Origin of the sequence: Helicobacter sp. MIT 21-1697 (assembly GCF_026241255.1) — a bacterium.
Taxonomy (GTDB): Bacteria; Campylobacterota; Campylobacteria; order Campylobacterales; family Helicobacteraceae; genus Helicobacter_C.
The window spans coordinates 165899-192293 of the sequence record NZ_JAPHNC010000001.1; the positions used below are offsets into that span (position 1 = coordinate 165899).

General features: G+C 38.1%; 25 protein-coding genes. 15 read left to right on the plus strand and 10 right to left on the minus strand.

What is annotated here, in order from left to right; all coding sequences use genetic code 11:
• Nucleotide 1: 1 nt before the first annotated feature.
• The 7 genes from murA to OQH61_RS00875 all read left to right on the plus strand — a co-directional run bounded on the left by murA (nucleotide 2) and on the right by OQH61_RS00875 (nucleotide 8487).
• The gene (murA, locus tag OQH61_RS00845; RefSeq protein WP_266025339.1) at nucleotides 2–1267 is read left to right on the plus strand and encodes a UDP-N-acetylglucosamine 1-carboxyvinyltransferase; all 1266 of its coding nucleotides are present in this window, start codon (nucleotides 2–4) and stop codon (nucleotides 1265–1267) included.
• A 23-nt stretch (nucleotides 1268–1290) separates the two neighbouring features.
• On the plus strand, nucleotides 1291–1887 hold the full coding sequence (locus OQH61_RS00850; protein WP_266025340.1) for a toxin-antitoxin system YwqK family antitoxin: 597 nt from the start codon (nucleotides 1291–1293) through the stop codon (nucleotides 1885–1887).
• 21 nt (nucleotides 1888–1908) lie between these two features.
• Entirely contained in the window at nucleotides 1909–2619 is a 711-nt protein-coding gene (locus OQH61_RS00855) for a toxin-antitoxin system YwqK family antitoxin (RefSeq protein ID WP_266025341.1), read from the plus strand.
• A 64-nt stretch (nucleotides 2620–2683) separates the two neighbouring features.
• Entirely contained in the window at nucleotides 2684–3370 is a 687-nt protein-coding gene (locus OQH61_RS00860; RefSeq protein ID WP_266025342.1) for a TonB-dependent receptor plug domain-containing protein, read from the plus strand.
• A 28-nt stretch (nucleotides 3371–3398) separates the two neighbouring features.
• Complete coding sequence (locus OQH61_RS00865; RefSeq protein ID WP_266025540.1) at nucleotides 3399–4928, plus strand: TonB-dependent receptor; 1530 nt, start codon at nucleotides 3399–3401, stop codon at nucleotides 4926–4928.
• A 392-nt stretch (nucleotides 4929–5320) separates the two neighbouring features.
• Nucleotides 5321–7522, plus strand: coding sequence for a TonB-dependent receptor (locus OQH61_RS00870; RefSeq protein WP_266025343.1), 2202 nt, complete (start codon nucleotides 5321–5323; stop codon nucleotides 7520–7522).
• Between the two features lie 230 nt (nucleotides 7523–7752).
• The gene (locus OQH61_RS00875) at nucleotides 7753–8487 is read left to right on the plus strand and encodes an SIR2 family NAD-dependent protein deacylase (protein ID WP_266025344.1); all 735 of its coding nucleotides are present in this window, start codon (nucleotides 7753–7755) and stop codon (nucleotides 8485–8487) included.
• Between the two features lie 20 nt (nucleotides 8488–8507).
• Here OQH61_RS00875 and OQH61_RS00880 read toward each other — a convergent pair whose 3' ends face one another.
• The 6 genes from OQH61_RS00880 to tig are packed head-to-tail and all read right to left on the minus strand — an operon-like array spanning nucleotide 8508 to nucleotide 13931.
• Complete coding sequence (locus OQH61_RS00880; RefSeq protein ID WP_266025345.1) at nucleotides 8508–8789, minus strand: metal-sensing transcriptional repressor; 282 nt, start codon at nucleotides 8787–8789, stop codon at nucleotides 8508–8510.
• Between the two features lie 23 nt (nucleotides 8790–8812).
• On the minus strand, nucleotides 8813–10333 hold the full coding sequence (locus OQH61_RS00885; protein WP_266025346.1) for a YifB family Mg chelatase-like AAA ATPase: 1521 nt from the start codon (nucleotides 10331–10333) through the stop codon (nucleotides 8813–8815).
• Nucleotides 10334–10342: 9 nt separating this feature from the next.
• Nucleotides 10343–10867: a peptide deformylase gene (def, locus tag OQH61_RS00890; protein WP_416232487.1), complete on the minus strand. Its 525-nt coding sequence runs from the start codon at nucleotides 10865–10867 to the stop codon at nucleotides 10343–10345.
• Complete coding sequence (locus OQH61_RS00895; protein WP_266025347.1) at nucleotides 10836–11987, minus strand: GGDEF domain-containing protein; 1152 nt, start codon at nucleotides 11985–11987, stop codon at nucleotides 10836–10838. Before OQH61_RS00895 ends, def begins: the two co-directional genes overlap by 32 nt.
• Before the next feature lie 28 nt (nucleotides 11988–12015).
• Nucleotides 12016–12606: an ATP-dependent Clp endopeptidase proteolytic subunit ClpP gene (gene clpP / locus OQH61_RS00900; protein WP_266025348.1), complete on the minus strand. Its 591-nt coding sequence runs from the start codon at nucleotides 12604–12606 to the stop codon at nucleotides 12016–12018.
• A complete protein-coding gene (gene tig / locus OQH61_RS00905; RefSeq protein ID WP_266025349.1) occupies nucleotides 12603–13931 on the minus strand; it encodes a trigger factor in 1329 nt (442 codons plus the stop codon). Before tig ends, clpP begins: the two co-directional genes overlap by 4 nt.
• A gap of 80 nt (nucleotides 13932–14011) precedes the next feature.
• On the opposite strand from tig, the gene fliI reads away from it, so the two are divergent.
• The 3 genes from fliI (at nucleotide 14012) to OQH61_RS00920 (ending at nucleotide 17745) form a co-directional block, all read left to right on the plus strand.
• The gene (gene fliI / locus OQH61_RS00910) at nucleotides 14012–15397 is read left to right on the plus strand and encodes a flagellar protein export ATPase FliI (protein WP_266025350.1); all 1386 of its coding nucleotides are present in this window, start codon (nucleotides 14012–14014) and stop codon (nucleotides 15395–15397) included.
• Between the two features lie 170 nt (nucleotides 15398–15567).
• Complete coding sequence (locus OQH61_RS00915) at nucleotides 15568–16734, plus strand: NifS family cysteine desulfurase (RefSeq protein WP_266025351.1); 1167 nt, start codon at nucleotides 15568–15570, stop codon at nucleotides 16732–16734.
• Nucleotides 16735–16764: 30 nt separating this feature from the next.
• Nucleotides 16765–17745, plus strand: a complete 981-nt coding sequence (locus OQH61_RS00920) for an iron-sulfur cluster assembly scaffold protein (RefSeq protein ID WP_266025352.1) — start codon at nucleotides 16765–16767, stop codon at nucleotides 17743–17745.
• 15 nt (nucleotides 17746–17760) lie between these two features.
• Here the strand turns inward: OQH61_RS00920 and OQH61_RS00925 are convergent, their stop codons facing one another.
• Nucleotides 17761–18255 carry an NAD(P)H-dependent oxidoreductase gene (locus OQH61_RS00925; protein WP_266025354.1) on the minus strand — a complete coding sequence of 165 codons (495 nt, stop codon included), beginning with the start codon at nucleotides 18253–18255 and terminating at the stop codon, nucleotides 17761–17763.
• A 93-nt stretch (nucleotides 18256–18348) separates the two neighbouring features.
• Between OQH61_RS00925 and OQH61_RS00930 the strand changes: the two genes are divergently transcribed.
• On the plus strand, nucleotides 18349–18828 hold the full coding sequence (locus OQH61_RS00930; RefSeq protein WP_266025356.1) for a CoA-binding protein: 480 nt from the start codon (nucleotides 18349–18351) through the stop codon (nucleotides 18826–18828).
• A 19-nt stretch (nucleotides 18829–18847) separates the two neighbouring features.
• On the opposite strand, the gene glnA is transcribed toward OQH61_RS00930, so the two are convergent.
• The 3 genes from glnA to trpS all read right to left on the minus strand — a co-directional run bounded on the left by glnA (nucleotide 18848) and on the right by trpS (nucleotide 22672).
• On the minus strand, nucleotides 18848–20287 hold the full coding sequence (gene glnA / locus OQH61_RS00935; RefSeq protein ID WP_266025357.1) for a type I glutamate--ammonia ligase: 1440 nt from the start codon (nucleotides 20285–20287) through the stop codon (nucleotides 18848–18850).
• A 130-nt stretch (nucleotides 20288–20417) separates the two neighbouring features.
• A complete protein-coding gene (locus tag OQH61_RS00940; protein WP_266025358.1) occupies nucleotides 20418–21449 on the minus strand; it encodes a hypothetical protein in 1032 nt (343 codons plus the stop codon).
• Nucleotides 21450–21667: 218 nt separating this feature from the next.
• Nucleotides 21668–22672 carry a tryptophan--tRNA ligase gene (trpS, locus tag OQH61_RS00945; protein WP_266025359.1) on the minus strand — a complete coding sequence of 335 codons (1005 nt, stop codon included), beginning with the start codon at nucleotides 22670–22672 and terminating at the stop codon, nucleotides 21668–21670.
• A 458-nt stretch (nucleotides 22673–23130) separates the two neighbouring features.
• Here trpS and OQH61_RS00950 point away from each other — a divergent pair, with 458 nt between their 5' ends.
• Genes OQH61_RS00950 through OQH61_RS00965 form a run of 4 tightly spaced genes read left to right on the plus strand, consistent with a single transcriptional unit; the run spans nucleotide 23131 to nucleotide 26304 of the window.
• The gene (locus OQH61_RS00950; RefSeq protein WP_266025360.1) at nucleotides 23131–23691 is read left to right on the plus strand and encodes a pyruvate flavodoxin oxidoreductase subunit gamma; all 561 of its coding nucleotides are present in this window, start codon (nucleotides 23131–23133) and stop codon (nucleotides 23689–23691) included.
• 15 nt (nucleotides 23692–23706) lie between these two features.
• The gene (locus OQH61_RS00955; RefSeq protein WP_266025361.1) at nucleotides 23707–24114 is read left to right on the plus strand and encodes a 4Fe-4S dicluster domain-containing protein; all 408 of its coding nucleotides are present in this window, start codon (nucleotides 23707–23709) and stop codon (nucleotides 24112–24114) included.
• 11 nt (nucleotides 24115–24125) lie between these two features.
• On the plus strand, nucleotides 24126–25346 hold the full coding sequence (locus tag OQH61_RS00960) for a 2-oxoacid:ferredoxin oxidoreductase subunit alpha (protein WP_266025362.1): 1221 nt from the start codon (nucleotides 24126–24128) through the stop codon (nucleotides 25344–25346).
• A 10-nt stretch (nucleotides 25347–25356) separates the two neighbouring features.
• Nucleotides 25357–26304, plus strand: coding sequence for a thiamine pyrophosphate-dependent enzyme (locus tag OQH61_RS00965; RefSeq protein ID WP_266025363.1), 948 nt, complete (start codon nucleotides 25357–25359; stop codon nucleotides 26302–26304).
• The last annotated feature ends 91 nt before the right edge of the window (nucleotides 26305–26395 follow it).

The window sequence follows — 26395 nt, forward strand, 5'->3', positions numbered from 1 at the left end:
TATGGATTATTTACAAATTAAGAAAAGCCCATCGCTTCAAGGAAAGGTGAGTATTTCTGGTGCGAAAAATTCAGCCCTGCCTATTCTTGCTGCGACATTGTTGAGCCAAAATGAAGTAACAATTCATAATCTCCCTGATGTTGCCGATGTAAAGACACTCGCTAAACTTTTAGAACATTTAGGTGTAAATATTACTTGGCATAATCCCACATCACTTACTTGCCACGCTCAAAATATTGTCCATCAACGCGCTATTTATGATATTGTGCGCAAAATGCGTGCTTCTATCCTCGTGCTTGGACCTCTTCTTTCGCGTTTTGGTTATTGTGAAGTAAGTTTGCCCGGTGGGTGTGCTATTGGTGCGCGTCCTGTGGATTTGCATATTAAAGCAATGGAAAAAATGGGTGCAAATATTCAAATTAAAGGTGGATATATCATTGCAGAGGCTAAAGGCGGACTTAAAGGTGCAGATATTTTATTTGATAAAATCACCGTTACAGGAAGCGAAAATGTGATTATGGCAGCTGCCCTAGCACAAGGGAAAACACATATTATTAATGCTGCAAAAGAACCTGAAGTTGTGCAATTATGCGAGATTCTATCTAGTAGTGGCGTAAGGATTGAGGGTATTGGTGGCAATGAGCTTATTATTTATGGCACAGGCGGAGAATTGCTCAATTTTGCACCTATTCGTGTCATACCTGATAGAATTGAAGCAGGGACATATCTTTGCGCTGGGGCGATTACACATTCTTCTATCACATTAGAGAATATTGAAAACAATCATCTTAGTGCTATAACTGATAAATTAGAGGAAATTGGCTTTGGCTTTAACAAAAGTGAGCATTCTTTGACTTTGCTTCCAGCAAAGACACTCAAACCTTTTGAAATTATCACAACTGAATATCCCGGATTCCCTACTGATATGCAAGCACAATTTATGGCATTGGCGACACAATGTGAGGGCACAAGTGTCATTGAAGAGCGTTTATTTGAAAATCGCTTTATGCACGTAAGTGAATTGCAGCGATTGGGTGCGGATATTTCGCTCAAAGGGAATCACGCTACGATTAAGGGCGTTAGTCCATTGGTTGGAGCTGATGTGATGGCGACAGATTTACGCGCGAGTTCTGCATTGGTTGTAGCTTCGCTTGTGAGTGAGGGCACAACAAATATTCATAGAATCTATCATCTTGATAGAGGATATGAAAGTCTTGAGCGCAAGTTGGCACAATTAGGCGTAAATATCGTGCGCCTAAGAAGTTAGATTCTTTTAAGGAGTAAGAAGAAGTGAAAGCAGTAAAAATCATATTTTTAATCCTAATGTGCAAATTGCTCATATTTGAAATTGCTTGGGCTTCAGAAGAATATGATGTGAGAATCTCCTACACAGGCGATAAAAAATCCCCGATTGTCATCAGAACGCAATATTGTAAAGGCACAACGATGAAATGTGGCACACAAATCAAAAAAGCACCTAATGGCAAAGTGATTTTTCGTGCATTTTATGATAAAGATAAATATGAGGGAAAAGTGAGTTCTTATTACCTTGATGGCGGGATTAAAGAAGAGCGTTACTACAATGAGGGAAAAGAAGAGGGCAAACGCGTCCTTTATTTTCCTAATGGCAAAGTGCAGAGTGAGCAAGAATATAAGCTCAATAAGCGCGAGGGTGAGGGCAAAAAATATTATGAATCTGGTGTGTTGCAAGAGAGTTTTATTTATGAAAATAACGAGCGCGAGGGTGTGAGAGCAGAGTTTGATAAAAATGGTGTGCTACAATATGAGACGCTTTATAAAAAAGGTAAGAAACAATGGATGAAGCATTATGATGAAAAAGGCACAATGATTGAGGAGAAAAATTGTCGTTGGCAAACTTGTTATTAAATTTATCACAGAGGAGGGATAATGAGTATTTGGTATGCTAGAATCAAACAGGGGATAAATAAAAAATTAGTGCTTATGGGTAGTATAAGTGTGTTGATACTAGGAGGTTGTGTAGGTGAGCAAGTTGCCTTACCACAGGATTCTCAAATACACAATCAAACTTCTCCAAAAAACAAACATACTCCTTTGAGTACGCAGCAAAAACCACTTCCTGCCACAATACAAGAATCAAATCAGAAACCCTCCTATTCTCAAGCAGCACTTGAAAAAATTGTTGGGGAGCAAAGCACAGGGGAAGTGCGCGATAATGGACGCACTTTTAGGGCAGAAATCACCTATAAACCGGGCACGAAAATCAAGCACGGCAAAGAGGTTTTGTATTACCTCAATGGCACAATGGCGCAGCGAGCATTTTATGTTGATGGCAAAAAAGAAGATGTGTTTGAGATTTTTAGTGAAAAAGGTATTCTTATTTATCAAGCGCATTATAGTGCGGGGCAGCTCAATGGCTTGTGTCGTATGTTTGATGTTGCTAATGGTAATATTAAGAGTGAGATGAATTTTGTAAGGGGTATTCAAGAGGGGCAAACGAATATTTATAATACGGCAGGGAAACTTTGGTATCAGCTCCAATACAAGCAGGGCAAAAAAGAGGGTGTTGCAAAAGAATTTGATGAAAATGGCAGGGTAGTGCGTGAAGTGCGTTATGCCAATGATAAAGAGATAAAATAGTTTTAACATTTTTTTAAAAATTTACGATACTATATCAAATTGACAAAATGCAGGGGGGGGGATTATGAAAATATATCCTTATTTGTTATTTTTTAGTGCAATGGCGAGTGCAGTCTTTGGGGAAGAGACACAAAAATCTATGATGAGCGTGGAGGTTGATGGGCTTAATCGTAATGTATGGCAGATAGATAAAAAAGTATTTGAGGATAAAGGCTATTATTCCACAGAGGATATTTTCCGCTACACACCTTTTGTTGGGCTATCTAATCTTGGGTTAGGAGGGAATCTTGATTTGAGAGGGCAGGGCAATCACGCAAACACTTCGGTGCAGGTGCTGATAAATGGTGTGTATAGCAATATGCTTGATTCTCATCATAATTCTATACTTGCCCTCACACCCCTTAATACTCTTACGCCACAAAGTATAGAATCTATTGAGATTTTGCCCGGTGGTGGAGCTGTGATGTATGGCAGTGGCACACGAGGCGGAGTTGTGAATATTATCACGCAAAGGCGATATGAGCAGCCATTTTTCTCCACAGGGCTAAGCTATGGCAATGTCATCGCTTCCACAGGTAATAATTATAATGCTCACGCAAAATATGGCGCAAAAATAGGAGAGAGTGCTTATATTTCGCTCGGGGCGGCATATATCAATCGTGGAGGTCCTAGAGAGGGTGATAAAATAAATGGAGCACAAGTAGATATGAGTATGGTTAAAGATTTTAGCGGGGGGGGGGTCATCTCTTAGCTTTGATATAGATTATTTTTATGGACATATTTATACTACCCCATATAATTCATTTGCGGACATACCAAATCCTACAAAAGCACATAGGAAACTTAGCGGTGATGGTAGCCTCCACAATACGCAACAACGGCTTGATATGAGTCTTGGGTTTAAGAGTGGGCTTAGTGAAAATGCGACATTTGATATAAAAGCGTTTTATCATCTCAATAGAATCAAATATGGCAATGCTCACATCAATATGGCTCATTTAGAAATAGAGAATCAGCCAAGTGGTAGCAGTGGCGGTGGAGGTAGTAATGACTTACGCTTTAATCATTTGGTTGCTGACCAAAGTGGCTCTTTGTTTGATGACCAAAAGGTAGGATTACTTGCCAAATATGACTTAAGGCACAGCAATGGACGCTTTATCGCAGGAGTAGAATCTCTATATAATTATGCCAAGCGCAATATGATTGCGAATGTTTCCTCAACAGGTCCGATTGGTAAATATCATCACGATTCGGATATTTCTTTAAATGGTTCAAAATGGAGTAATGCTCTCTATGCTTTAGAAAAATATGATTTTACGCAGAGATTTTCTCTCACAGGTGGAGCGCGATATGAATTTGCCTCTTATCATACATTTGTTCATAATATACAACAAATTATGGCAGAGAGACACATAAACCTAAGTAGTATTGATAGCACCAAAACTCATCATACCTCTTTACATAATTTTGCCCTAGAGTTTAGCCCTCATTTTGCGTATTCAGATTCTGGCAATGTCTCTGCCAAATATGAGCGAGGATTTTTCTCTCCAAGTTCTCATTCTTTGATCGGATATGTCGGCGGAGAATATAATAATGCGATACAACCAGATGGTTTTGTTCTTATTGAAGTAAAAAATATCAATAATGGAGTGTATGTTACAAGTAATATTCCTAAAAAAGAAACTTATGATAGCTTTGAGTTGGTGTGGAAAGATATTTTTTGGGATAAGGTGATGCTAAGTGCAAATGCGTTTTACACGCTTACCCATAATGAATTTAACACCACAGGTAATTTTTATGCTCTTGGCACAAAAGGCACTTGGATAAGCAATTATAACAAGACGCAAAGAAGTGGTATAGAGCTATTTTCTCAGCAGTATTTCTTTGAGGGTAAATTCAATTTAAGTCAGAGCTTTACTTATATTGATGCGCGCATTAAAGATAAGGGTTTGAATGCTAATGTAAGAATCCCCTATGTGAGCAACTACAAAGGCACTTTTGGTATTTCACTCGCGCTTGGTAAGCATTGGAATGTGTGGAGTCAAAATACATTCTATGGGAATCAAAAAGATATAAGCGGTGAGAGTATGAAGGCGTATCATCTCACAGATATAGGCGTAAATGCTAGATTTGGCGATTTATCATTAAATGCGGGCGTGCGAAATGTGTTTGATACCTTTTATTATAGCTATTATAATAATGATAGCAGATTATATCACACACTTGCAGGAAATGGGACACTTGCCGGATATGGATTCTTAATCGGGCAGGGGCGCAGTGCATTTATTGAGGGACGATACACATTTTAGGAGTCGTTTAAGTTTCTTGGTTTGCTTTGAGTGAATCTTTAATCGCCTTGTGAAATAAATTGAGGCAATAAAATGGATTCTAAAAATTTCAAATTTTAGATTGATATGTTGAAATTAAGAAATTAATTAAAAAATAGAAATTGTTATTAATATTTGTGTAAAAATCTCATAGTCCCATTTATAATGCCCACTCTCCACAAATCCTCATAATGTGTAATCCTACATTTACTACCTATAATGAATTAATAAAGCAATATTTAGATTTTTTATTTTAGATTTTTAGATTCTCTGATTGTTTTCTTTCTATAATTAATAACAATTCTTAAGATTGATTTTATATCTTTTATTATATATTTTCGCCCATAAATTGTAGATGTCAAAAAGGAGAGGTAATGAAAAAATATTGTTCTTATGCACTCTTGTGTGCTGTATTTCAAGCATCTTTGGGAGATGAGGCAAAAAACTCTGAAAGTGTGCAAAGCCAAGTCAGGCTAGATAAATCAATCGTGCGTGCTTCTATGATGAGCACAAAACTTGATGAGCTTAATCGTAATGTGTATGAGATTGATAAGGAGAGTATTTTGGACAAAGGCTATCGTTCAACAGAGGATATTTTCCGCTACACGCCTTTTGTTGGGTTGGCAAATGTTGGCTTAGGAGGGAATCTTGATTTGAGAGGGCAGGGCAATCGTGCCAATACTTCGGTGCAAGTGCTGATAAATGGCGTGTACGCAAATATGCTTGATAGTTCTCACGGCGTAACGCCACTGAATACGCTCTCCCCTAGCAGTATAGAATCTATTGAGATTTTGCCCGGTGGCGGAGCTGTGATGTATGGGAATGGCACACGAGGCGGGGTAGTCAATATCATCACACAAAGGCGATATGAGCAGCCATTTTTCTCTGCGGGGCTAAGTTATAGCAATATCCTTGCTTCCACAGGTAATAATTATAATGCTGATGCGAAGTTTGGCACAAAAATAGGTGAGGACACTTATCTCTCACTCGGGGCGGCATATATCAATCGTGGAGGTCCTAGAGTTGGGGATAAAACAAGCGGAGCTCAAGTAAATATGGGTGTTATCAAAGACTTTTCGGGGGGGGGGCGTTCATCTCTTAGCTTTGATATAGATTATTTTTATGGGTTGATTGATACCACACCTAATAACTCCTTTATGGATATATCAAATCCTACAAAAAATGATAGGAAAAGAGCAGGAAATGGGGATTTTCACAATACACAACAACGACTTGATGTGAGTGTAGGTTATAAGTCTCAAGTAAGTGAAAATGCGACATTTGATATTAAAGCCTTTTATCATCTTAATAGAATTAAATATGTGGATTCTATTACGAATCTTACGAATTATCGTTATAACAATATGATTACTTTTACCCGCACTTCTGCTGACCAAAGTGGCTCTTTGTTTGATGACCAAAAGGTAGGGTTGAGCGCCAAATATGACTTAAGGCACAGCAATGGACGCTTTGTTCTAGGCTTAGAATCTCTTTATAGTCGTGGTAAGCGCACAATGGAACAAGTTATTAACGCCACAGGGGGAAGTGGAAATATGCAGGGACAAAGCATAAGCAATGCAAGTTATTTCCACCCGATGAGTATCCCATTTGTAGGGACAAAATGGAGTAATGCTCTTTATGCTTTAGAAAAATATGATTTTACACAGAGATTTTCTCTCACAGGTGGAGCGCGTTATGAAAATGCCCTCTATGATGTCAATGTAGAGAATATACAAAGAATAAATGTAAATATGGGGCAACAACAAATTAATACAAGTTCTTCTACCAAAGGCTCTCTTAAAGATTCGCTACATAATTTTGCCCTAGAGATGAGTCCAAATTATCACTATTCAGATTCTGGTAATATATATGCCAAATATGAGCGAGGATTTTTCTCGCCATCTCCAAACTCTATGCTTCAAAGAGTGAGCATAAATCGTGTATCACAATATACCAATACCAATTTGAAACAAGAGAGCTATGATACTTTTGAAGTGGGCTTTAAGGATTTTTTTGGTGAAGTAGCAATGATAAGCGCGAGTGGATTTTATACCTTGACACATAATGAGTTTTATACCATTGGTAATGCCCATAGTGCAAGTGGCGTGTGGTATGGAAATTATGATAAAACACAAAGAATTGGGGTAGAGCTGTTTTCGCAGCAGTATTTCTTTGGCGGGAGATTATCTTTGAGCGAGAGCTTTACTTATATTGATGCGCGGATTCTCAAAAATAATGGTGTGAGCGTGAAAGATAGAATCCCCTATGTGAGCAACTACAAAGGCACTTTTGGGATTAATCTCGCACTAGGTAAGCATTGGAATGTGTGGAGTCAAAATACATTCTATGGGAATCAAAAAGATATAAGCGGTGAGAGTATGAAGGCTTATAGCTTGACAGATATAGGCTTAAGTGGGAAATTTGGGGATTTATCTTTAAGCGGTGGCGTGCGAAATGTGTTTGATACTTTCTATTATAGCTATTATAATGGGGATTCTAGTGATAGCATCGCAGGATATGGATTCTTAATCGGGCAGGGGCGCAGTGCATTTATTGAGGGACGATGGAGCTTTTAAAAAGTTAGTAATGCTTGACTTTCATCGGAGATAAGAGTATAATAACGGCGGTTCTTTTATGAACCCTGATGAACTCTTGTTCATTTGAGCCTCCTTTATTGAAATATAAGGACTTAAACTTAAACCAAGGAATCTAGGAGATTGACTATCTCCTAGAACACTTCGTTTCATACATTTTCCACCCGATGAGTTATAATACATTTTAGATGAATGCTTTTAAGGGGATAAGAATGCCAAAACTTGTAGTATTTAGTGGAGCAGGATTAAGCGCAGAATCCGGACTAGAAACATTTAGAGACAATGGCGGATTATGGGCGCAGTATGACCCTATGAAAGTGTGTAATTATGAAAATTGGCTAGAAAATTTTGCTCTCGTGCATAGATTCTATAATTTGCGGCGTGAAGAACTAGGCAAAGTCCAACCTAATGCTATGCACAAGTTTTTAGCTACGCTTCCTCATAGTCTTAAAGTAAAGCAAGATATAGAGGTGATTCACATCACACAAAATGTTGATGATTTGTTAGAGCGCGCTGGAGTGAGCAATGTAATACATCTTCACGGGGAGCTATGCAAAATTATATGCCCTAAATGTGAGCATATTTTTGATATAGGTTATACGCATTTTGAGCCGCATAATTGCCCAAATTGCGATTATACAAAGCTCAAGCCTTTTATTGTATTTTTTTATGAACGCGCACCTAAATATATGATGATGCACGATATTTTTGCACAGCTTGGAAGTAGGGATTGCGTGTTAGTCATTGGCACAAGCGGTAATGTGGTAGATATTAGTAGCATTATCGCTCTTAGAGGGAATAGCACAAAAATTGGTTATACGATTCTCAATAATTTGCAACCTTGTCCTAGCATTGCAGAATCTGTATTTGATAAGATTTTTTATAAGCCAACTACACAAGCGATACCAGAGATACAGCAAGAATTACGGCACTTTTTTGCTTCTTAGGTGTGAATGATACCAAGATTCTAGCTCATACGAGAGAAATGCTCTATGGCAGTAGCAAGTTCATTGAGCGTTTTGTCAATATCATCTGTTTCATTATGGATACTATCGCGCACACAATGATTGATATGCCCCTCAAGCACGATTTGCCCGACTTTATGCAACGCACTTTTGGCGGCATTAAGTTGGATAAGCACATCAGGGCAGGGAGCATTATCGCTTATCATTTTATCAATGCCATTAAGCTGTCCAATGATTTTTTTAAGTCGTTTGTGTATATTGTGCATTGTTTTGTGTTCAAGCATAGATTCTCCTTTGTGCTGTTTCTTTAAATACGCCGATAGCTTAGGGCTTCAAGTAAATGAGCCTTAGCTATATGTTCCTCTTGGGCTAAGTCCGCAATGGTGCGCGCTACCTTTTTGAGTTTATTTTGTGCGCGATAAGAGAGAGAAAAACGCACACTCGCTTGTTGGAGCAAACTTTGGGAATCCTCATTAAGCACACAAAATTGTTCAATGTCTTTTTCATCAAGTTTGCCATTAAAGGTTTTTTGTCCTCGCTTTTTTTGCATTTTAAAGGCATCAAAAACCATTTTTTGCATACTCAGAGAATCTAGTCCTGTTTGCGTTTGCCGCTCCTCTTGTTCGCTCATTTGGACAAATAAATCAATTCTATCAAGGAAAGGTTCAGAAAGCCTTGAGCGATAGAGATTAATCTCTCTTTCTTGGCAGCGACACTCTTTATTTTTGCTCAAAAGATTCCCACAAGGACAAGGATTAAGCGCACCTACAAACATAAAATTTGTATCGTATTCAAGCTTAGAATGCACGCGAGAGATAGCAAGTTTATTGTTTTCAAGTGGCTCACGCAAAGATTCTAAAATATCTTTTTTAAAATGCGGCAATTCATCAAAAAATAAAATACCATTATGCGCCAAAGCAACTTCACCGGGCTTGACTTCAAACTGCGTAGCCGAACCAAGGATACTTGATTTGCTCGCACTTTGGTGAGGATTGCGAAATGGACGCAAAGGCGTATAATGAGTACTTTGTTTATTGAGTGCTTGAGCTTTGACATTTTCTATCATCTCCTGCATAGAGCTAGGGGGCAAAATATATAAGAGTCGTTTGGCAATCATACTTTTACCACAGCCGGGCGAACCCTCCATAATAAAATTATGGAAGCCTGCTGCTGCAATGAGTGCGGCTCGTTTAGCAATGTCTTGTCCGCATACTTGTTTAAAATCATAGCTAAAATCATCTTGATAGAAATATGTTTTTCCTTCATACTCAAAATGTTTGAATCCAAGTGTGCTTTGAAATGTTTGAGGTTGTGCAGTTGTGTGTAATTGTGGATTATTGAGTGTCTCAATGGCTTCTTGTAAATGTGAAGCAAAATAAAATGTGAGGTTGGGGATTGGGCTAAGCAATTCTTTGGCACACAGAGGCACAATAACCTTTGCATTAGGGTGGAGCAGGGCAATATCAAGCAAAAGCGGATATATAGAATCAAGATATTTTATGCTCCCATCAAGTCCAAGCTCACCAAAGGCAAACCACTGCACAAGATTCTCTGTTTGTTTTTGTAATGCAAGTGCAATGGGTAAATCAAAATGCCCACCGCTTTTAGGCAAGTCAGATGGAGAGAGATTGATATTAATTTTCATTGGAGGCAAAGTAATGCCATTATTGGCAAGTGCAGATTGCACACGTTGTTTGGATTCTTGAATAGAGCTGTGAGCTAAACCTGTAATGCTAAAATGTGGCAATCCTCTGGTAAAAGTCGCTTCCACTTCAACTATTTTTGCTGCTGTGCCAAAGCTTGTTGCACTTAGGATTGTATTTACCATTGCCAACCCTTAAGCTTGAGATTCTTTTTTAAGTTTTTTGAGTTCTTTTTCAAATTTTTTACGTTTTAAAATAGGGAGTTTATCAACAAACAAAACACCATTGAGATGATCTATCTCGTGTTGAATCGCTACTGCAAGAAATCCTTGAGCTTTGAGAATCTTATCATTGCCATAGCGGTCTTTATAAGCGATTGAGACTTTATCAAATCGTTTGATACTTTCATAAAAATCAGGTACAGATAAGCAGCCCTCTTCCCATTCTATGTTTTCTTCTTGTGTTAAAAAAGTGGGATTAATGATTTCAAGTAAATCCTCTTTATATTGTTGTTTATCCTCTTCACGCGGAATATTAATAATGAGAATCCGCTCCGCTCTTCCTACTTGAATCGCAGCCAAACCCACACCCTTGCTTTCTACAAGTGTCTCATACATATCATCAAGAAAGCTATGCAATTTATCGTCAAAAATCTCCACAGGTGTGGATTTTTTGCGTAGTAGTGCATTAGGATATTTCAAAATCGTCAAAATCGCCAAAGTCATCTCCGGGTATTTCAAAGTCATCATTATTTGCAGAGTTACTCGCCCCTGTTTTGCCAAATTTAAGAGGCTTATCCTCTACTAGGGCTTCATCAAGATTTTTTTTAGCCTCTTCTAGCATAGATTCAGGTGTTTTGCTTATATCAAAAACAATCCCCCCCATAACAATACTCAAATTAAGCTCCAAATCTCCGATAAAAATATTTGTTTGCTTACATTTTTTTATCACTTCTTCACAGAGTTTGATTGCTCCATCGGCTTGAACATTTTTAAGCAACATAGCAAAACGTCCTCCTCCAAGATAGGAGACGAGGTCTTTTGCACCAATATTTTTTGAGACAATACGCGCAATGTTTTTAAAAGTCGTTACAAGTTTGTTTTGATTACTTAGTTGCGCACCAAGCTCCCTTGATGGAGCAAAAGCTACCAATGCACTATTTCGTGGAAATTCTGTGCCATTTTCACACTCAAGTTCAAGCGTATGGATAAAAAATGATTTACTATAAATACCCAGCATTGTGTCATATATTGCATTTGATTTAATAGTAGAAGATTTAGCATACATATCGCGATAAGAGCGCGAAATATTGTCTGCTTGAAGCACAAACTGCTTATGGAATCCTCTGATTTCGTTTATAAGCACTTTGATAGCATTTTGTGCGCCAAGAGGATTGGTAATAGTGGAGATTTCTGCTAATCGTTTTTCGGTATTATTTTCCATAGCCGACATATATTTACAGAGTGTGAGGAGATGTTCAAGCACAGATTTGAGTGTGCTAAAGTTGTCATTAAATGTTTTTTCTAAGGCAATTAATCTTGAGTCGTGATTTGCACTCTCTACCATTGCTTTAATCCTTTCACGCACCCCTTCATCTTGTTCTTGTGAGAGAGTTTTCTCAAAATAAGCTTCAAAATTTTCGGGTAAGGGCAAAATTGCATCTTTTTCCAAAGCCTTCATTGCTTGTTTAGAAATAGAGTTTAGTTTTTTAGTCGTATCTGTTTGTTTAGCGGTATTTGGTTTTTTTGGCTTTTTATTCTTAACGCCTTCTAAGCCTACATCATCAAGATTCCCAAAAAAATCATTGCTTACATCTAAATCTAATTCATCTAAATTCATATCTTTTCCTTAATAATTTTAATGCTGATTATTTTAAACTTTTTGTCAAAATTTCATCAATCAATCCGTATTTTTTAGCTTCTTCTCCGCTCATAAAAAAGTCTCTTTCAGTATCTTGAGTAATTTTTCCAATCTTTTGTCCTGTGTTGTGAGCCATAATTTCATTCAGTGTCTTTTTTAATCGTAAAATTTCTTTTGCTTGTATTTCAATATCTGTGGCTTGTCCTTGTGCGCCACCAAGGGGTTGATGAATCATAATGCGTGAATTTGGTAAAGAAAAACGTTTTCCCTTTGTGCCAGAGCTTAATAAAAATGCTCCTGCTGATGCAGCTTGTCCAATGCAGATGGTGCTAATATCAGAATGGATATAATTCATCGTATCATAAATACTAAAAGCACTTGTAATAACCCCACCGGGGGAATTAATATAAAAATTAATATCTTTTTCAGGGTCTTCAGCTTCTAAAAAAAGGAGTTGTGCCACGATTGAGGAAGCTATATGGTCGTTAATTTCACCACTTAGCAAAATAATGCGGTCTTTTAAAAGTCGTGAATAAATATCATAGCTTCTCTCACCTCGTCCTGTGCGCTCAATGACATAAGGGATATAGCTACTCATTGGTTATCCTTTTGAGCATTAGTATTTGCCTTACTTGCTTCAAATTTTTTATCAAGTAAATAATGCAATACTCTATCTTCAAGCATAGTCATTTTGATAGCTGGAACAAGATTGTTTTTTTGATAATGTTCTAGTGTTGCTTTTGGATCTTGTCCCATCATCATAGCTTCGTAATAAATCGTTTGCAGCACTTCATTGTCATTAATGACAATATTATATTTTTTTGCCAAAGCGTCCATAATAAAAGTGATTTGCACACTTTTACACGCCTCATCTTTATGTGTTTGACGTTGTTTTTTAGCTTCATCTTGATTATTTTTAATTCTATCAAGTTCTTCAGGCTTGAGCTGACTAAGAGCATTTCTAAATAAAATATCCATTTCTTGCTCCACAATTAAATCTGGTAAATCAAACGCAATATTTTTAAGCAATATTTCTACTAATTTTTCTTTAAGCTCTTTGTTGTAGATTTCAGTTTTTTGCTCCATTTCAAGCTGTTCTTTTATCATATCTTTTAAAGATTGTAGATTAGATTCTGCGCCTGCAATACTTTTTGCAAACTCATCATCAATTTGTGGCAACTCTTTTTGCAAAATCTTATGGAGCATTACATCAAAACTTGCTTCTTTTCCTGCTAAATGTTTAGCTTGGTATTGCTCGGGGAAAGTAACTTTAATTGTGCGTTTTTCACCCTTTTTCATACCGATGAGCGCATCTTCAAAGCCCGGAATAAATTGGTTTGAACCAATAGTGAGATTAAAATTCTCTCCTTTTCCACCCTCAAATGCTTTGCCATCAACAAATCCCTCAAAATCAATCTGGGCTATATCATCTTTTTGTAATGCTCTCTCTTGCTTGATTTCGCCAAGAGGTGCGCGATTTTTTGCAATTTCTTCTAATCGCTCATCAATAAGATTATTGCTTATTGCTTTGAGTTTGACTTCAGGCACATAGTCTTCTACATTATCAAGATTTAATGTAGGCGCAATCCCAAGCTTAATTTCAAGTTCTATTTTATCATTAAGTTTATTAAATTGAGAAATCATAGGGTTACCAATAAGGCTGTTGGGCTGAATCTCTAATTCTTTAAGCGCAGATGTGAGCAAGTCTTGAATTGCCTCTTGTTGAGCATCTTGCTCTATTTGATCTTTGTAACGCGTCTTAATCACTTGTGCTGGGACTTTACCTTTTCTAAAGCCATCAATTTTTATGTTTTTAGCGATTTTTGTGATGACTTTTTCAAATTTTTCCTCAATTTTGGAGAGCGCAATACTACCATTGATAATGGCATTGGCACTATTTATGCGTTTTGTTGTGAAATTCATAGCTTTCCTTAGTTCCTTAATAAAATAAAAAAGTATAATTTGGTATTCTAACAAAAAAATCTTAAAAGTAGGTTTTGTGTATGTCATTGTCTCAAATCAAACAAAAACTTCAAAATAATATTAATCTTTCCCCAAGTTATGGACATCTTGTCAAAGTGATGCAAAATATGATGGTGGCTAATGGTGTAAAGCCTTCAGTAGGCGATATTGTAAAAATTCTCTCTCACCATAAGCAACCTTATTTAAGAGAAAATAACGAATCCGATGAGGATTCACAAACGACTTTATATGAATCTACTCATACGCAGACACATAATTTAGGTATGGTAATGGCTATTGAGGGAGAACATTTTTTTATTAGTCCTTTTTCATTTATTGAGGGACATAAATGCGGTGATAAAGTGGAGATTTTAAATCACGGCTTACAAATCCCTGTAGGCGAGAATATGCTAGGGCGTGTGATTAATCCGCTTGGAGAACCAATAGATGGTAAAGGTGTATTAGATACACTTTCTACTACTCCACTTATGCGCTCACCTATAGGCGCACTTAAAAGGGGGTTAATAGATGAAGTTTTTGAAGTGGGTGTGAAATCTATTGATGGAATCCTTACTTGTGGAAAAGGGCAAAAAATGGGCATTTTTGCAGGTTCGGGTGTGGGGAAATCTACGCTTATGGGTATGATAGTGCGTGGTTCAAATGCACCTATCAAGGTTATTGCACTTATCGGAGAGAGAGGGAGGGAAGTCCCAGAGTTTATACATAAGAATCTTAATGATGACTTAACAAATACTATTCTTGTAGTAGCTACAAGTGATGATTCACCACTTATGCGTAAGTATGGTGCATTTAGCGCAATGGCAATCGCGGAATATTTTAAATCACTTGGTAATGATGTGCTCTTTATTATGGATTCTGTTACACGCTTTGCAATGGCACAAAGAGAAATCGGTTTAGCACTTGGTGAGCCACCTACAAGCAAAGGCTACCCACCCTCTGTGCTTACACTTTTGCCCCAATTAATGGAGCGCGCAGGAAAAGAAGATGGTGTAGGTTCTATTACAGCTTTTTTCACCGTGCTTGTTGAGGGAGATGATTTGAGCGACCCTATTGCTGACCAAAGTCGCTCTATCCTTGATGGACATATTGTGCTTAATCGAGACCTTACTGATATGGGAATCTATCCGCCTATTAATATTCTTAATTCTGCTTCGCGCGTGATTAATGATATTATTAGCCATGAACATTTACAAGTTATTCGTAAATTTCGGCGATTATATTCGCTTCTTAAGGAAAATGAAGTGCTTATACGCATTGGTGCATACCAAAGGGGCACAGATTCCGAACTTGATGAGGCTATCACTAAGCGTCCGCTTATGGAAGCATTTTTAAAACAAGAAATTGATGAACAATGGAGCTTTGAACGCTCTTTTGAAGAGCTTTTGCAGGTTATGGGAGATGTATGAAATTATGAAATACAGATTGTCTCAAATTTTTGAAAATCGTAATGTCAATTAACTATAAAATGATAAAATCCGAATTTTTACTAGTAAAGTTAAATTAATATTTACTTTTTTATGATTTTTTGTTTTGGAATGTAAGTTTTATGATACAAACACAAATGAAGGAGTAGATGATGAAGCAAGTCTATTTAGATAACAACGCAACGACAATGCTTGACCCGAGTATATTGCCGCTTATGGAGCCGTATTTTTGTGAGAAATTTGGGAATCCAAATAGCCTCCATAGATATGGCACACAAACTCACGCAGCCATATCAGAAGCGATTGAAAAACTCTATAAGGGTATCAATGCTGATGATAATGATGATATTATCATCACAAGCTGTGCGACAGAATCTAATAATTGGGTAATAAAGGGCGTGTATTTTGATGAGATTGTGCAAAAGGGCAAGAGACATATTATTACCACAGAGGTTGAACACCCAGCAGTGCGTGCTACTTGTGCTTTTTTAGAAGCTCTTGGGGTAGAGGTTACTTATCTGCCCATCAATCAGCAGGGCACAATTACTGCCCAGCAGGTAAGAGAGGCTTTAAGAGATGATACCGCGCTTGTGAGTGTGATGTGGGCAAATAATGAAACAGGACTTATTTTTCCCATTGAGGAGATAGGCGCACTTTGTCGGCAAAATAATGTGCTTTTTCATACTGACGCAGTGCAGGCTATTGGCAAGATTCCTGTTGATGTGCAAAGGGCACAGGTAGATTTTCTAAGCTTTAGCGCACATAAATTCCACGGACCAAAGGGTGTTGGTGGCTTGTATATTCGTAAGGGTATTGAGCTTACCCCTCTTTTTCACGGCGGTGAGCATATGCGTGGCAGACGCAGTGGCACGCTCAATGTCCCATATATCATCGCAATGGGCGAAGCAATGAAACTAGCCAATGATTATCTTGATTTTGAGCTTTCTCAAGTCAAGAATCTGCGCGATAGATTAGAAAGTGCTCTTTTAGCAATTCCTGATGTGTTTGTGGTGGGCACAAGAGAGAATCGTGTGCCAAATACGACACTTATTAGTGTGAGAGGAATTGAGGGAGAGGCTATGCTGTGGGATTTGAATAAGGCTGGGATTGCTGCTTCCACAGGAAGTGCTTGTGCAAGTGAGGATTTGGAAGCAAATCCTGTTATGGTTGCTATTGGTGCAGATAAAGAACTCGCCCACACTGCTATTAGAATCTCATTGAGTAGATTCACTACGCAAGAAGAGATTGATTATACTATTGAGGTATTTAAGAAGGCAGTTGATAGGCTAAGGGCAATTTCTAGCTCATATAATGCGTAAAACATATCAAACAAACTTAAAGGAAAGAAAATGGCAAAGAATGATTTAATTGGAGGCGCACTTTGGGACGCTTACTCAAATAAAGTGAGTGAAAGAATGGATAACCCCACACACTTAGGGGTTTTGACACAAAAAGATGCTGATGAGAGAGGAGCAAAACTTATCGTAGCAGATTATGGTGCTGAATCTTGTGGTGATGCGGTGAGGTTGTATTGGTTGGTAGATTCTGAAGATAGAATCATTGATGCTAAATTTAAAAGCTTTGGCTGTGGGACAGCGATTGCAAGCTCTGATATGATGGTGGAACTCTGTCTTGGCAAAAAAGTGCAAGAGGCTGTGAAAATTACAAATCTTGATGTGGAGCACGCTTTGCGTGATGACCCTGATACGCCTGCAGTGCCCGGGCAAAAAATGCACTGCTCTGTTATGGCATATGATGTGATTAAAAAAGCTGCTGGTATGTATCTTGGCAAAAATGTAGAAGATTTTGAAGATGAGATTATTGTGTGTGAGTGTGCGCGCGTAAGCCTCTCTACTATTAAAGAGGTGATTAGACTTAATGATTTAAAAAGCGTAGAGGAAATTACAAATTATACCAAAGCTGGAGCGTTTTGCAAAAGCTGTATTAAAGCGGGTGGGCACGAAAAAAGAGATTATTATCTTGTAGATATTTTGCGTGAAGTGCGAGAACAAATGGATAAAGAAAATCTCAAAAATGTTGCACAAAAAAGTGTTGAGGGGAATCTTGGGTTTGCAGAAATGACAATGGTGCAAAAGGTTAAAAGCATTGATAAAATTATTGATGAGAATATCCGCCCAATGCTTATGATGGACGGCGGCGATATGGAAATTTTAGATATTAAAGATACAAGCGATGGATACATTGATGTGTATATTCGTTATCTTGGAGCTTGTAGTGGGTGTGCAAGCGGAGCTACGGGCACATTATATGCCATAGAATCTATCTTGCAAGAAAAATTAGATTCTCATATTCGTGTGTTGCCCATATAAAAGAATAAAGACTTGCTATGCTTGTAGTCTTAAAAGATACTCTTGTGTAGGGAGATTTTCTACTTTTGCTTTATAAATGCAATATGCTTCCTGCACCTCGCAACCACAATAAGAAAAGGCGTAATTAATAGGCGAGAGCAGAGTATTTAAGTTATAGCCGTGATGCCCATCATAGCTTGTTTCATCGCCTCCAGCAGTTGTGATAATACCAAATTTCTTATGAGCAAGGAGTTTGGGATTTTTACCATAAAGAATATGCGTGAGAATCCTATCTTGCCATTCTTTCATTATTGCAGGGGTGCTAAACCAAAATAATGGAAATTGGAAAATAATTTTATCAGCTTTTTGCAAAAGTGTAATTTCAGATTCAATATTGATTGTGCCATTTGGGTAGGCAGTGCTTAAATTATGTATTGTTACATTCTCTAGTGTTTTTGCAGATTCTAAAAGAGCTTTATTCACTTTAGAATCTGTCCAATATGTATGTGAAAAAAGTAGAAGTATTCGCATATTGCCCTCCTATTGTATTTAAAGTGGAAATCTTATGTTAGATTTACTTAAGATTCCATAATATTTGCTCTAAACATATTTGAAGGAGATTGTATGCACGAAAATCACACACAAGAGATGTATTTAAGCGATACACACAAACGCACTCTTTTAGAATCTGCTAAGATAATTGCCATAGTGGGACTAAGCCCTGATGAGAACAAAGCAAGTTATCAAGTAGCGCAATATCTTTTAGATAATGGCTATGAAATAGTGCCAATTTATCCTCGTGGTGGAGAAATTCTTAAGCGCAAAGCCTTTAACTCTTTATCCGAAGCTTTTACATATCTCGCACAAACAGGGCGAGTATGTGATATTATTAATATTTTTAGAAAGAGCGAAGCGTTACCGAATGTAATGCGTGAGATTTGCTCCCTTGATGGGATAAGTTCATTTGATAAAAAGCGAATGTGTGTATGGGTGCAGCTTGGATTGCAAAGTCAGCAAGCAGCAGCAATTGCGCGTGAATGTGGCATTATGTATGAGGAAAATAGTTGTATCAAGATAGAACATCAAAGATTGCACATACATTAAGTCTCGCTACACACCTTTTTTAGCAGCTATAAGTAGTGAGGAACTCAAAGGGGTGAGGGCGCGCTTCCCAAGGCCAAATTTCTGTTTCAAACTTATATGCCTTATAAGTTTGGATAAATTCCTCGCTAAAGACATCACCTTCTTTAAGATATGCCTTATCCACAAGCATTTCCTCAATCGCGTGGCGTAAAGTATGCGGTAGTTGTTTAATGCCTTTTTCACGAATTTCATCTAAAGTAAGCTCAAAAAGATTGATTTCCATAGGCTTACCCGGATTAATTTTGTTTTTAATCCCATCAATGCCTGCAAGCAAGAGGCTTGCAAATGCAAGATACGGATTTGCCGAACTATCGGGGAATCTAAATTCCATTCGTTTTGCTTTTTCGCCGCTATTGTAGGGGATTCTGATACTTGCAGAGCGATTTTGTGCAGAATAAGTGAGGATACTTGGTGCTTCAAAGCCCGGAATGAGGCGCTTATATGAGTTTGTGCTAGGATTTGTAAAGGCAGCTAAGGCTCTAGCGTGTTTAAGCACACCGCCTAAGAAATGCAGAGCCATTTCGCTTAGACCTTGATAGGCATTCCCTGCAAAGAGATTATGCCCATCTTTCCAAATGCTGATATGCACGTGCATTCCGCTACCATTATCTCCATAAAGAGGCTTTGGCATAAAGGTTGCAGTTTTTCCATTGAGATGAGCTACCATTTTGACGACATATTTGAGCTTTTGCACATTATCTGCCGCCTCTAGCATATCGCCAAATTTTACGCCAATTTCATTTTGCCCTTGTGCGACTTCGTGATGAAGCACAAAAGTTTCTAATCCCACTTGATTAAGCACTTTAACGATTTCAGCGCGTAAATCCACCATAGAATCCACAGGTGGCACAGGGAAATACCCACCCTTTGTGCCCGGACGATGTCCCATATTCACACCACCTTCAAACTCACGCGCACGATTCCATTCGCCCTCTTCAGAATCTATCTCATAATATTGGCAATTTACAGAATCTTTAATCTTAATAGAATCAAAAATAAAAAACTCATTTTCAGGTCCATAATAGGCGACATCGCCAATACCACTTTCTTTAAGATATTTCATCGCGCGTTTGACAATACAGCGCGGACATTTCTCATAAGGCTCATTTCTATAAATATCCCAAATATCACAAAATACTACCGCAGTTGTATCAGCAGTAAATGGGTCAATGAAGTATCGCACAGGTTCAGGGATAAGCATCATATCAGATTTATCTACGGGCTGCCACGCAGGGATAGAGCTACCATCAAAAGGTATGCCCTCAAAACTTTCTTCATTAATCGCACTGCGCGAAAAGCTCAAATGATGCCATACGCCTTTAATATCACTAAATCGGAAATCAATAAATTCTACTTCATTCTCATCACAGAATCTAAAAAATTCTGCTACTGCTTGTTTGTCTATGCTTACTCTACTCATAAATGCTCCTTAAAATGCCTTGATAGAATCTTAATGTGTGGATTATAGCATAAGTGAATATCGCTTCAACAAATATCAAAGTTTTTCAATGCAAATTCATTTTGATTTTTAAAGATTCTATAAATTTGCGCTAATTGGAATTTACTTTGCGATATTCTAGCTCATCTCTTGCCCTGCAACTTTTTGTTTTCGCAAGTTTTGCTAATGCTTCATTACTTAAAGAGCTATATTCATCGTGTTGGTCTATGATACAAGGCTTACATTTGGGCTTATCACAGAAAAAATTTGTTTTAAATGCCATATCATTGCGTCTTTTACCCTTTGGACTATACCAATGTGCCCTGCCATCATAGGATAAGTCAAAATCCCATACTTCCCCATAGGCTCTAAGCGTGCCTTGAATGTGGCAGGGAAATATATTCACAAGCATTTGATAATCTCCCACCCTGCTTTGCACATCTGCATTGGTAAAGAAATACGCTATATCCTTTTTGCTGAAGTTTTGTGTTTGAAAATCACAAGGTGGATTATAAAGGTTAAGATTTTCGTGCGCTGGCGAATCTTCCAAATCTATAATGTTAAAATCTAATATCTCAATGTCTGCTTGTGCGGGATTATATTGATACGCAAATTGTTCTAAAAGTGGTGTAATTGTTGCTCCCGCATTTTTTAGCCTCTCTTCGCTTTGGAGTAGAGATTCTCTAGCACTTTCAAGCCAATAATTGCGATTAAGAGGATACTCCTCTCCTCCTCGCAAAAGCAAAAAGAGTGCGTCATTATAGGCTTCTTGGTATTGCTCAATGGGCAAGAGATTTTTAACAAGGGCAAAAGTTCGCTCATCATTTGCAGCAAGAAAAAGCGCATTTGCTTCACCCATAAGATGAATATCTGCTCCTTTTGAAAGCATATAGGGCAAATGCTTAAAATACCGCTCAACAGGCGTTAAATCACCATTACTTTGATTGATATTTGCCCCAGATTCTATGAGGATTTTTGCACTATTAAAATCTTTAGCAATTAAAAGTGGAGACCACGACTGCCCCTCTTCGCCATCGGGGCTTAGTCCAAGTGAAAGCAAATAGGCTAAAATCTCCTCACTCCCAGCCCACGCTGCTCTCCCCACAGCGCATACATTTGAGGAATCTAATGCGTGGAGATTCACCCCCTGCTTTATTATTGCTTTGACTTCCTGCAAATTTTTTGATTGCGTAATGGCAGCAAAAAAAGCTTTTTCTAATTGCGGATTGTTTTTTGATTACAAGGGCTTTTGTGCTAGATTTTGGGTGGAATCTCTATCGTGTAATGCTGCTTCTAAATCCCCCTTGTTTTCTTGTGAGCAGCTTATGAAGCATAGGGAGCAGAGGAAATAAACAAAAATCCTCATACAAGCCCGACTAATCTTTTTGCATTCTCATAAGTGGCTTTTGCGATAGGGCGGATAGAATCCGCACTTTTATCAAGCACACTTTGGATATAGGCTTTATCTTGGCTGATTTTGGCATAGGATTGTTGGATAGGACGCAGAGATTCTATAATCACTTCAGCAAGAGCAGTTTTGAGATGTCCATAGCCTTTGCCTACAAATTCAGATTCTATATCTTGGCGACTTTTTTGTGTGAAAATCTCATAAATGCACAGCAGATTATACAACCCTGCACGAGATTCATCAAAGATAATGTTGCTTTGAGAATCTGTAACTGCCCTCTTGCATTTGCGTATAATGACATCAGGAGAATCAAGCAAGAATATCGCGTGGTTTTCGCCTTGAGCGGATTTGCTCATCTTGGATTCTGGATTGTCAAGTCCCATTACACGCGCACCAACTTGAGGTATCATAGGTTCAGGGAGAGTGAAGCATTCCCCATAATCACGATTAAAGCGCAAAGCCACATCACGCGTGAGTTCCAAATGCTGTTTTTGGTCTTGACCCACAGGCACAAAATCAGTTTGATAGAGTAAAATATCTGCAGCCATAAGCGCGGGGTAGTTGAATAAGCCGACATTAATATTTTTTGGATTTTTATTTGATTTGTCCTTAAACTGCGTCATACGACTCATATCGCCCATAGGGATATTACAATCTAAAATCCACGCTAACGCGGCGTGCTCATCAATTTGGCTTTGGATAAAAAGATGTGATTTTTTGGTATCAATTCCACAAGCAAGGAGAATGCCTGCAAGTTCATAAGTTTTGTTTTGTAGTTCTTGTGGATTTTGTTGTATTGTAATGGCGTGAGAATTAACCACGCAAAAAATATTTTCATATTGCTCTTGAGAATCTACCCAATGTCTCACTGCGCCAAGATAATTGCCAAGATGAATATTGCCTGTGGGCTGGATACCTGAAAAAATACGCTTTTTGCCTAAATGAGCGTGAGATTGCATATTGCTCCCTTTCAATCAAACTAAAATCGTATTATATGATATTTGGCTTAAGCATAAAAGTGATAGATGCTATTAAATCTGAAAAAACCAAAGAGAACTCGTTTTTTACCAAAAGAATATCAAAGAGTTGTTATACAAGGAAATGGGCATCATTTAGAAAAAGAATTTACCTTCATTCGCCAAAAACTAAAAGAAGCCTTAAGAATCTCAAGGTATAACTATTAGCGATGAGGAACTATAAAGAAAAGATAAAAGATTTTTAACACAAAATTCTATACCTAAACTTCAATTATAATAAAAACTATCTTTGTAGTTAGTAAAAAATTTTTTACTAAAGTGTGTAGAATCTACCTATTTAAAGAAAGGCTTTTATTAAAATTGTTTCAAAATTATACAAAATCTAAGAATTGCTGTGCTAAAATCCGCACTTAAGAAACCAACACAATAAAGGAGAAAAAATGCTAGAAATCAGGTGGCATTCTCGTGCTGGGCAAGGTGCTGTAACAGGCGCAAAAGGTCTTGCTGATGTAATTGCAGGGACAGGCAAGGAAGTGCAAGCTTTTGCGTTTTATGGTTCAGCAAAACGTGGTGCTTCAATGACAGCGTATAATAGGATAGATTCCCAACCTATCCTCAATCACGAGAAATTTATGAATCCGGATTATATTTTGGTTATTGACCCGGGTTTAGTGTTTATTACCAACATTTGCTTGTATGATAAGCCCTCTACGAAATACATTATCACAACGCGTTTAAGCAAAGAAGAGTTAATTGAGAAAAAGCCCGAACTTGCAAGCAAAGAGATTTATACGCTTGATTGTATTCAAATCTCCATTGATGCGATTGGTAAATCTGTGCCTAATGCGCCTATGCTTGGGGCATTAATGAAAGTTTCAGGTATGCTTGAGATTGATTTCTTTTTAGAATCTTTTTCTAAAGTGCTTGGCAAAAAGCTTCCACCACAAGTTATTGAGGCAAATAAGGTGGCAATTAGACGAGCTTATGAGGAAGTCAAATAAGACAAAGGAGAGATTATGGATAAGTTAAAAGATTGGGATAAATTTGAAATCGGCTCTGTGCTTTTTCCTTTCAAAAAAGGCGTAGATGGAAGAAAAGAGCTGTATAAATATGAAAGAACATATAGTGGGGATAGTTCTTTTACCGATAGTGTGGCTCATTGGCGTGTAGAAAAGCCTGTGCATAATAGTGAGATTTGCATTAATTGTTTTAATTGTTGGGTATTTTGTCCTGATGCAGCAATCCTTACAAAAGATGAGAAACTTGCGGGAGTGGATTATGTGCATTGCAAAGGTTGTGGTGTATGTGTAGATGTATGTCCTACAAATCCTAAATCATTGCTTATGTTTAATGACCATAAGGATAATGAGCAAGTCCTCAAAGAGTGGCCAGCTAAAGAATCCAAAAAACCCCAGAATGCATAGAGGAGGAAAGAATGGCTAAAACAATGGAATTACGAACAATTGAGGTGTGGGACGGGAATATGGCAGCCTCTCAAGCATTGCGTCAAGCACAAATTGATGTGGTAGCTGCTTATCCTATTACGCCTTCAACTCCGATTGTGCAAAACTATGGAAATTTTGTGAGTAATGGCTATATTGATGGTGAGTTTGTAATGGTAGAATCTGAACACGCTGCTATGAGTGCGTGTGTAGGTGCTGCTGCAGCTGGAGGAAGAGTAGCAACTGCGACAAGCTCTCAAGGTTTTGCACTTATGGTAGAGGTGCTTTATCAGGCTTCTGGTATGCGTTTGCCTATCGTTTTGAATCTTGTCAATCGCGCACTTGCCGCGCCGCTCAATGTGAATGGGGATCATTCTGATATGTATCTTAGTCGTGATACAGGTTGGATAAATCTTGCTACTTATAATCCCCAAGAAGCATATGATTTTAACCTTATGGCTTTTAAAATTGCTGAAGATAAACGCGTAAGAGTGCCTGTGATTGTGAATCAAGATGGTTTTATTTGCTCTCACACTGCTCAATCAGTGCGTCCATTTACCGATGAGGAGGCATATAAATTTATTGGCGATTATATTTCACATAATCCTATGCTTGATTTTGCTAATCCTATCACTTATGGAGCGCAAACAGAGGAGGATTGGCATTTTGAACATAAAGCACAACTCCATAAGGGCATTATGGATTCAGCAGCAGTGATAGAGGAAGTGTTTGAATCTTTTGCAAAGGTTTCGGGGCGCGCATATAATCTTGTTGAGACTTATATGCGCGAAGATGCAGAGGTGGCGATTGTTGCACTTGGCACAAGCGTAGAATCTGCTCGTGTGGCTGCTCAAAAAGTGCGCAAAGAGAAAGGAATCAAAGCAGGAGTGCTTTCGATTCGGACTTTGCGTCCATTTCCTTTTAAACAATTAGGAGAGGCACTCAAATCTCTTAAAGCTGTGGCGTGCCTTGATAGAAGTCTTCCCGCTGGTGCGCTTGGTATGCTCTTTAACGAATTTTCAGCTGCGGCTTTATCTGCTGGAGCACACCCTGTAATGTCAAATTATATCTATGGACTTGGCGGACGCGATTTGACGCAGGCACATTTAGAGAGTATTTTTGGTGAGCTTGATGCCAATGCAAAAGCTGGTAAGCTTACACACCCAGTTCAACAAATGTTAGGGCTTCGCGGACCTAAAATGAGCTTTTTTTAAGGAGAATATGATGGTAAAAGAAGTTAAAAATCTCAAAGAGTTTCAAAAATCATCAAAGAAATTTGAGGGTGCGCATTTGCTTTGTCCGGGTTGCGCTCACGGAATGATTGTGCGCGAGGTATTAAGTGCGGTTGATGGACCTATTATTTTGGGAAATTCCACAGGTTGTCTTGAGGTTTCAAGTGCAGTATATCCACATACAAGCTGGGACGTGCCTTGGATACATATTGGGTTTGAAAATGGTTCTACTGCTGTGGCTGGTGCAGAGGCTATGTATAAAGCTCTTGCACGCAAAGGTAGATACACAGGTGAAAAACCTAAATTTGTTGCATTTGGCGGAGATGGTGCAACTTATGACATTGGATTCCAATGGATTAGCGGGTGTTTTGAGCGCGGACACGATATGACTTATATTTGTCTTGATAACGAAGTGTATGCAAATACAGGTGGGCAGAGAAGCGGCTCTACCCCGCTAGGTTCTAGCACTTCTACAACTCCTGCAGGAAGCGCAAGCTATGGAAAAAAGGAGCGCAAAAAAGATTTACTTTTTATTATGGCAGCTCATCACGCTCCTTATGTTGCCCAAGTCGCTCCAAATAAATGGAAAGATATGAATAAAAAGATTAAACGCGCTATTGATACAGAGGGTCCGACATTTATCAATGCAATGAGTGCTTGCACGACAGAATGGCGATTTGAATCTAACAAAACCGTTGAAATTAGTGATTTAGCTGTGGATTCTCTTGTATTTCCATTATTTGAAATTATTAATGGTGTGGAGTTGCACATTACTTATCGTCCGCGTAATGTTATCCCAGTGCGCGATTATTTGGGTGCGCAAGGACGTTTTAAACATCTTTTTAAACCTGAAAATGAGCATATCATTAAGCAATTTCAAAAAGATGTTGAAACGCGTTGGGAATATCTCCAACGAAGAGAGGAAATTAATCCCAAATAAGAATCTTTATAGAGAACTGCATATTAATAAATTTTTTATGCAGTCTTAGATAAAATTGCCGATTTTGTTATATCCCATTTAAGGACATTGC

Bases quoted from the DNA above. Each gene is read 5' to 3' on its own strand.
- trpS (WP_266025359.1), bottom strand. From the start codon at position 22,672: ATGCAATCTCACGCTCATTTAGGCAAAAAGCGTATTTTTTCAGGTATC.
- OQH61_RS00955 (WP_266025361.1), top strand. From the start codon at position 23,707: ATGGATAAGTTAAAAGATTGGGATAAATTTGAAATCGGCTCTGTGCTT.
- OQH61_RS00880 (WP_266025345.1), bottom strand. From the start codon at position 8,789: ATGCTTGAACACAAAACAATGCACAATATACACAAACGACTTAAAAAA.
- OQH61_RS00875 (WP_266025344.1), top strand. From the start codon at position 7,753: ATGCCAAAACTTGTAGTATTTAGTGGAGCAGGATTAAGCGCAGAATCC.
- OQH61_RS00960 (WP_266025362.1), top strand. From the start codon at position 24,126: ATGGCTAAAACAATGGAATTACGAACAATTGAGGTGTGGGACGGGAAT.
- OQH61_RS00870 (WP_266025343.1), top strand. From the start codon at position 5,321: ATGAAAAAATATTGTTCTTATGCACTCTTGTGTGCTGTATTTCAAGCA.
- OQH61_RS00930 (WP_266025356.1), top strand. From the start codon at position 18,349: ATGCACGAAAATCACACACAAGAGATGTATTTAAGCGATACACACAAA.
- OQH61_RS00925 (WP_266025354.1), bottom strand. From the start codon at position 18,255: ATGCGAATACTTCTACTTTTTTCACATACATATTGGACAGATTCTAAA.
- OQH61_RS00855 (WP_266025341.1), top strand. From the start codon at position 1,909: ATGAGTATTTGGTATGCTAGAATCAAACAGGGGATAAATAAAAAATTA.
- OQH61_RS00895 (WP_266025347.1), bottom strand. From the start codon at position 11,987: ATGAATTTAGATGAATTAGATTTAGATGTAAGCAATGATTTTTTTGGG.
- OQH61_RS00965 (WP_266025363.1), top strand. From the start codon at position 25,357: ATGGTAAAAGAAGTTAAAAATCTCAAAGAGTTTCAAAAATCATCAAAG.
- OQH61_RS00860 (WP_266025342.1), top strand. From the start codon at position 2,684: ATGAAAATATATCCTTATTTGTTATTTTTTAGTGCAATGGCGAGTGCA.
- OQH61_RS00920 (WP_266025352.1), top strand. From the start codon at position 16,765: ATGGCAAAGAATGATTTAATTGGAGGCGCACTTTGGGACGCTTACTCA.
- OQH61_RS00885 (WP_266025346.1), bottom strand. From the start codon at position 10,333: ATGGTAAATACAATCCTAAGTGCAACAAGCTTTGGCACAGCAGCAAAA.
- fliI (WP_266025350.1), top strand. From the start codon at position 14,012: ATGTCATTGTCTCAAATCAAACAAAAACTTCAAAATAATATTAATCTT.
- tig (WP_266025349.1), bottom strand. From the start codon at position 13,931: ATGAATTTCACAACAAAACGCATAAATAGTGCCAATGCCATTATCAAT.
- OQH61_RS00915 (WP_266025351.1), top strand. From the start codon at position 15,568: ATGAAGCAAGTCTATTTAGATAACAACGCAACGACAATGCTTGACCCG.
- glnA (WP_266025357.1), bottom strand. From the start codon at position 20,287: ATGAGTAGAGTAAGCATAGACAAACAAGCAGTAGCAGAATTTTTTAGA.
- murA (WP_266025339.1), top strand. From the start codon at position 2: ATGGATTATTTACAAATTAAGAAAAGCCCATCGCTTCAAGGAAAGGTG.
- OQH61_RS00950 (WP_266025360.1), top strand. From the start codon at position 23,131: ATGCTAGAAATCAGGTGGCATTCTCGTGCTGGGCAAGGTGCTGTAACA.
- clpP (WP_266025348.1), bottom strand. From the start codon at position 12,606: ATGAGTAGCTATATCCCTTATGTCATTGAGCGCACAGGACGAGGTGAG.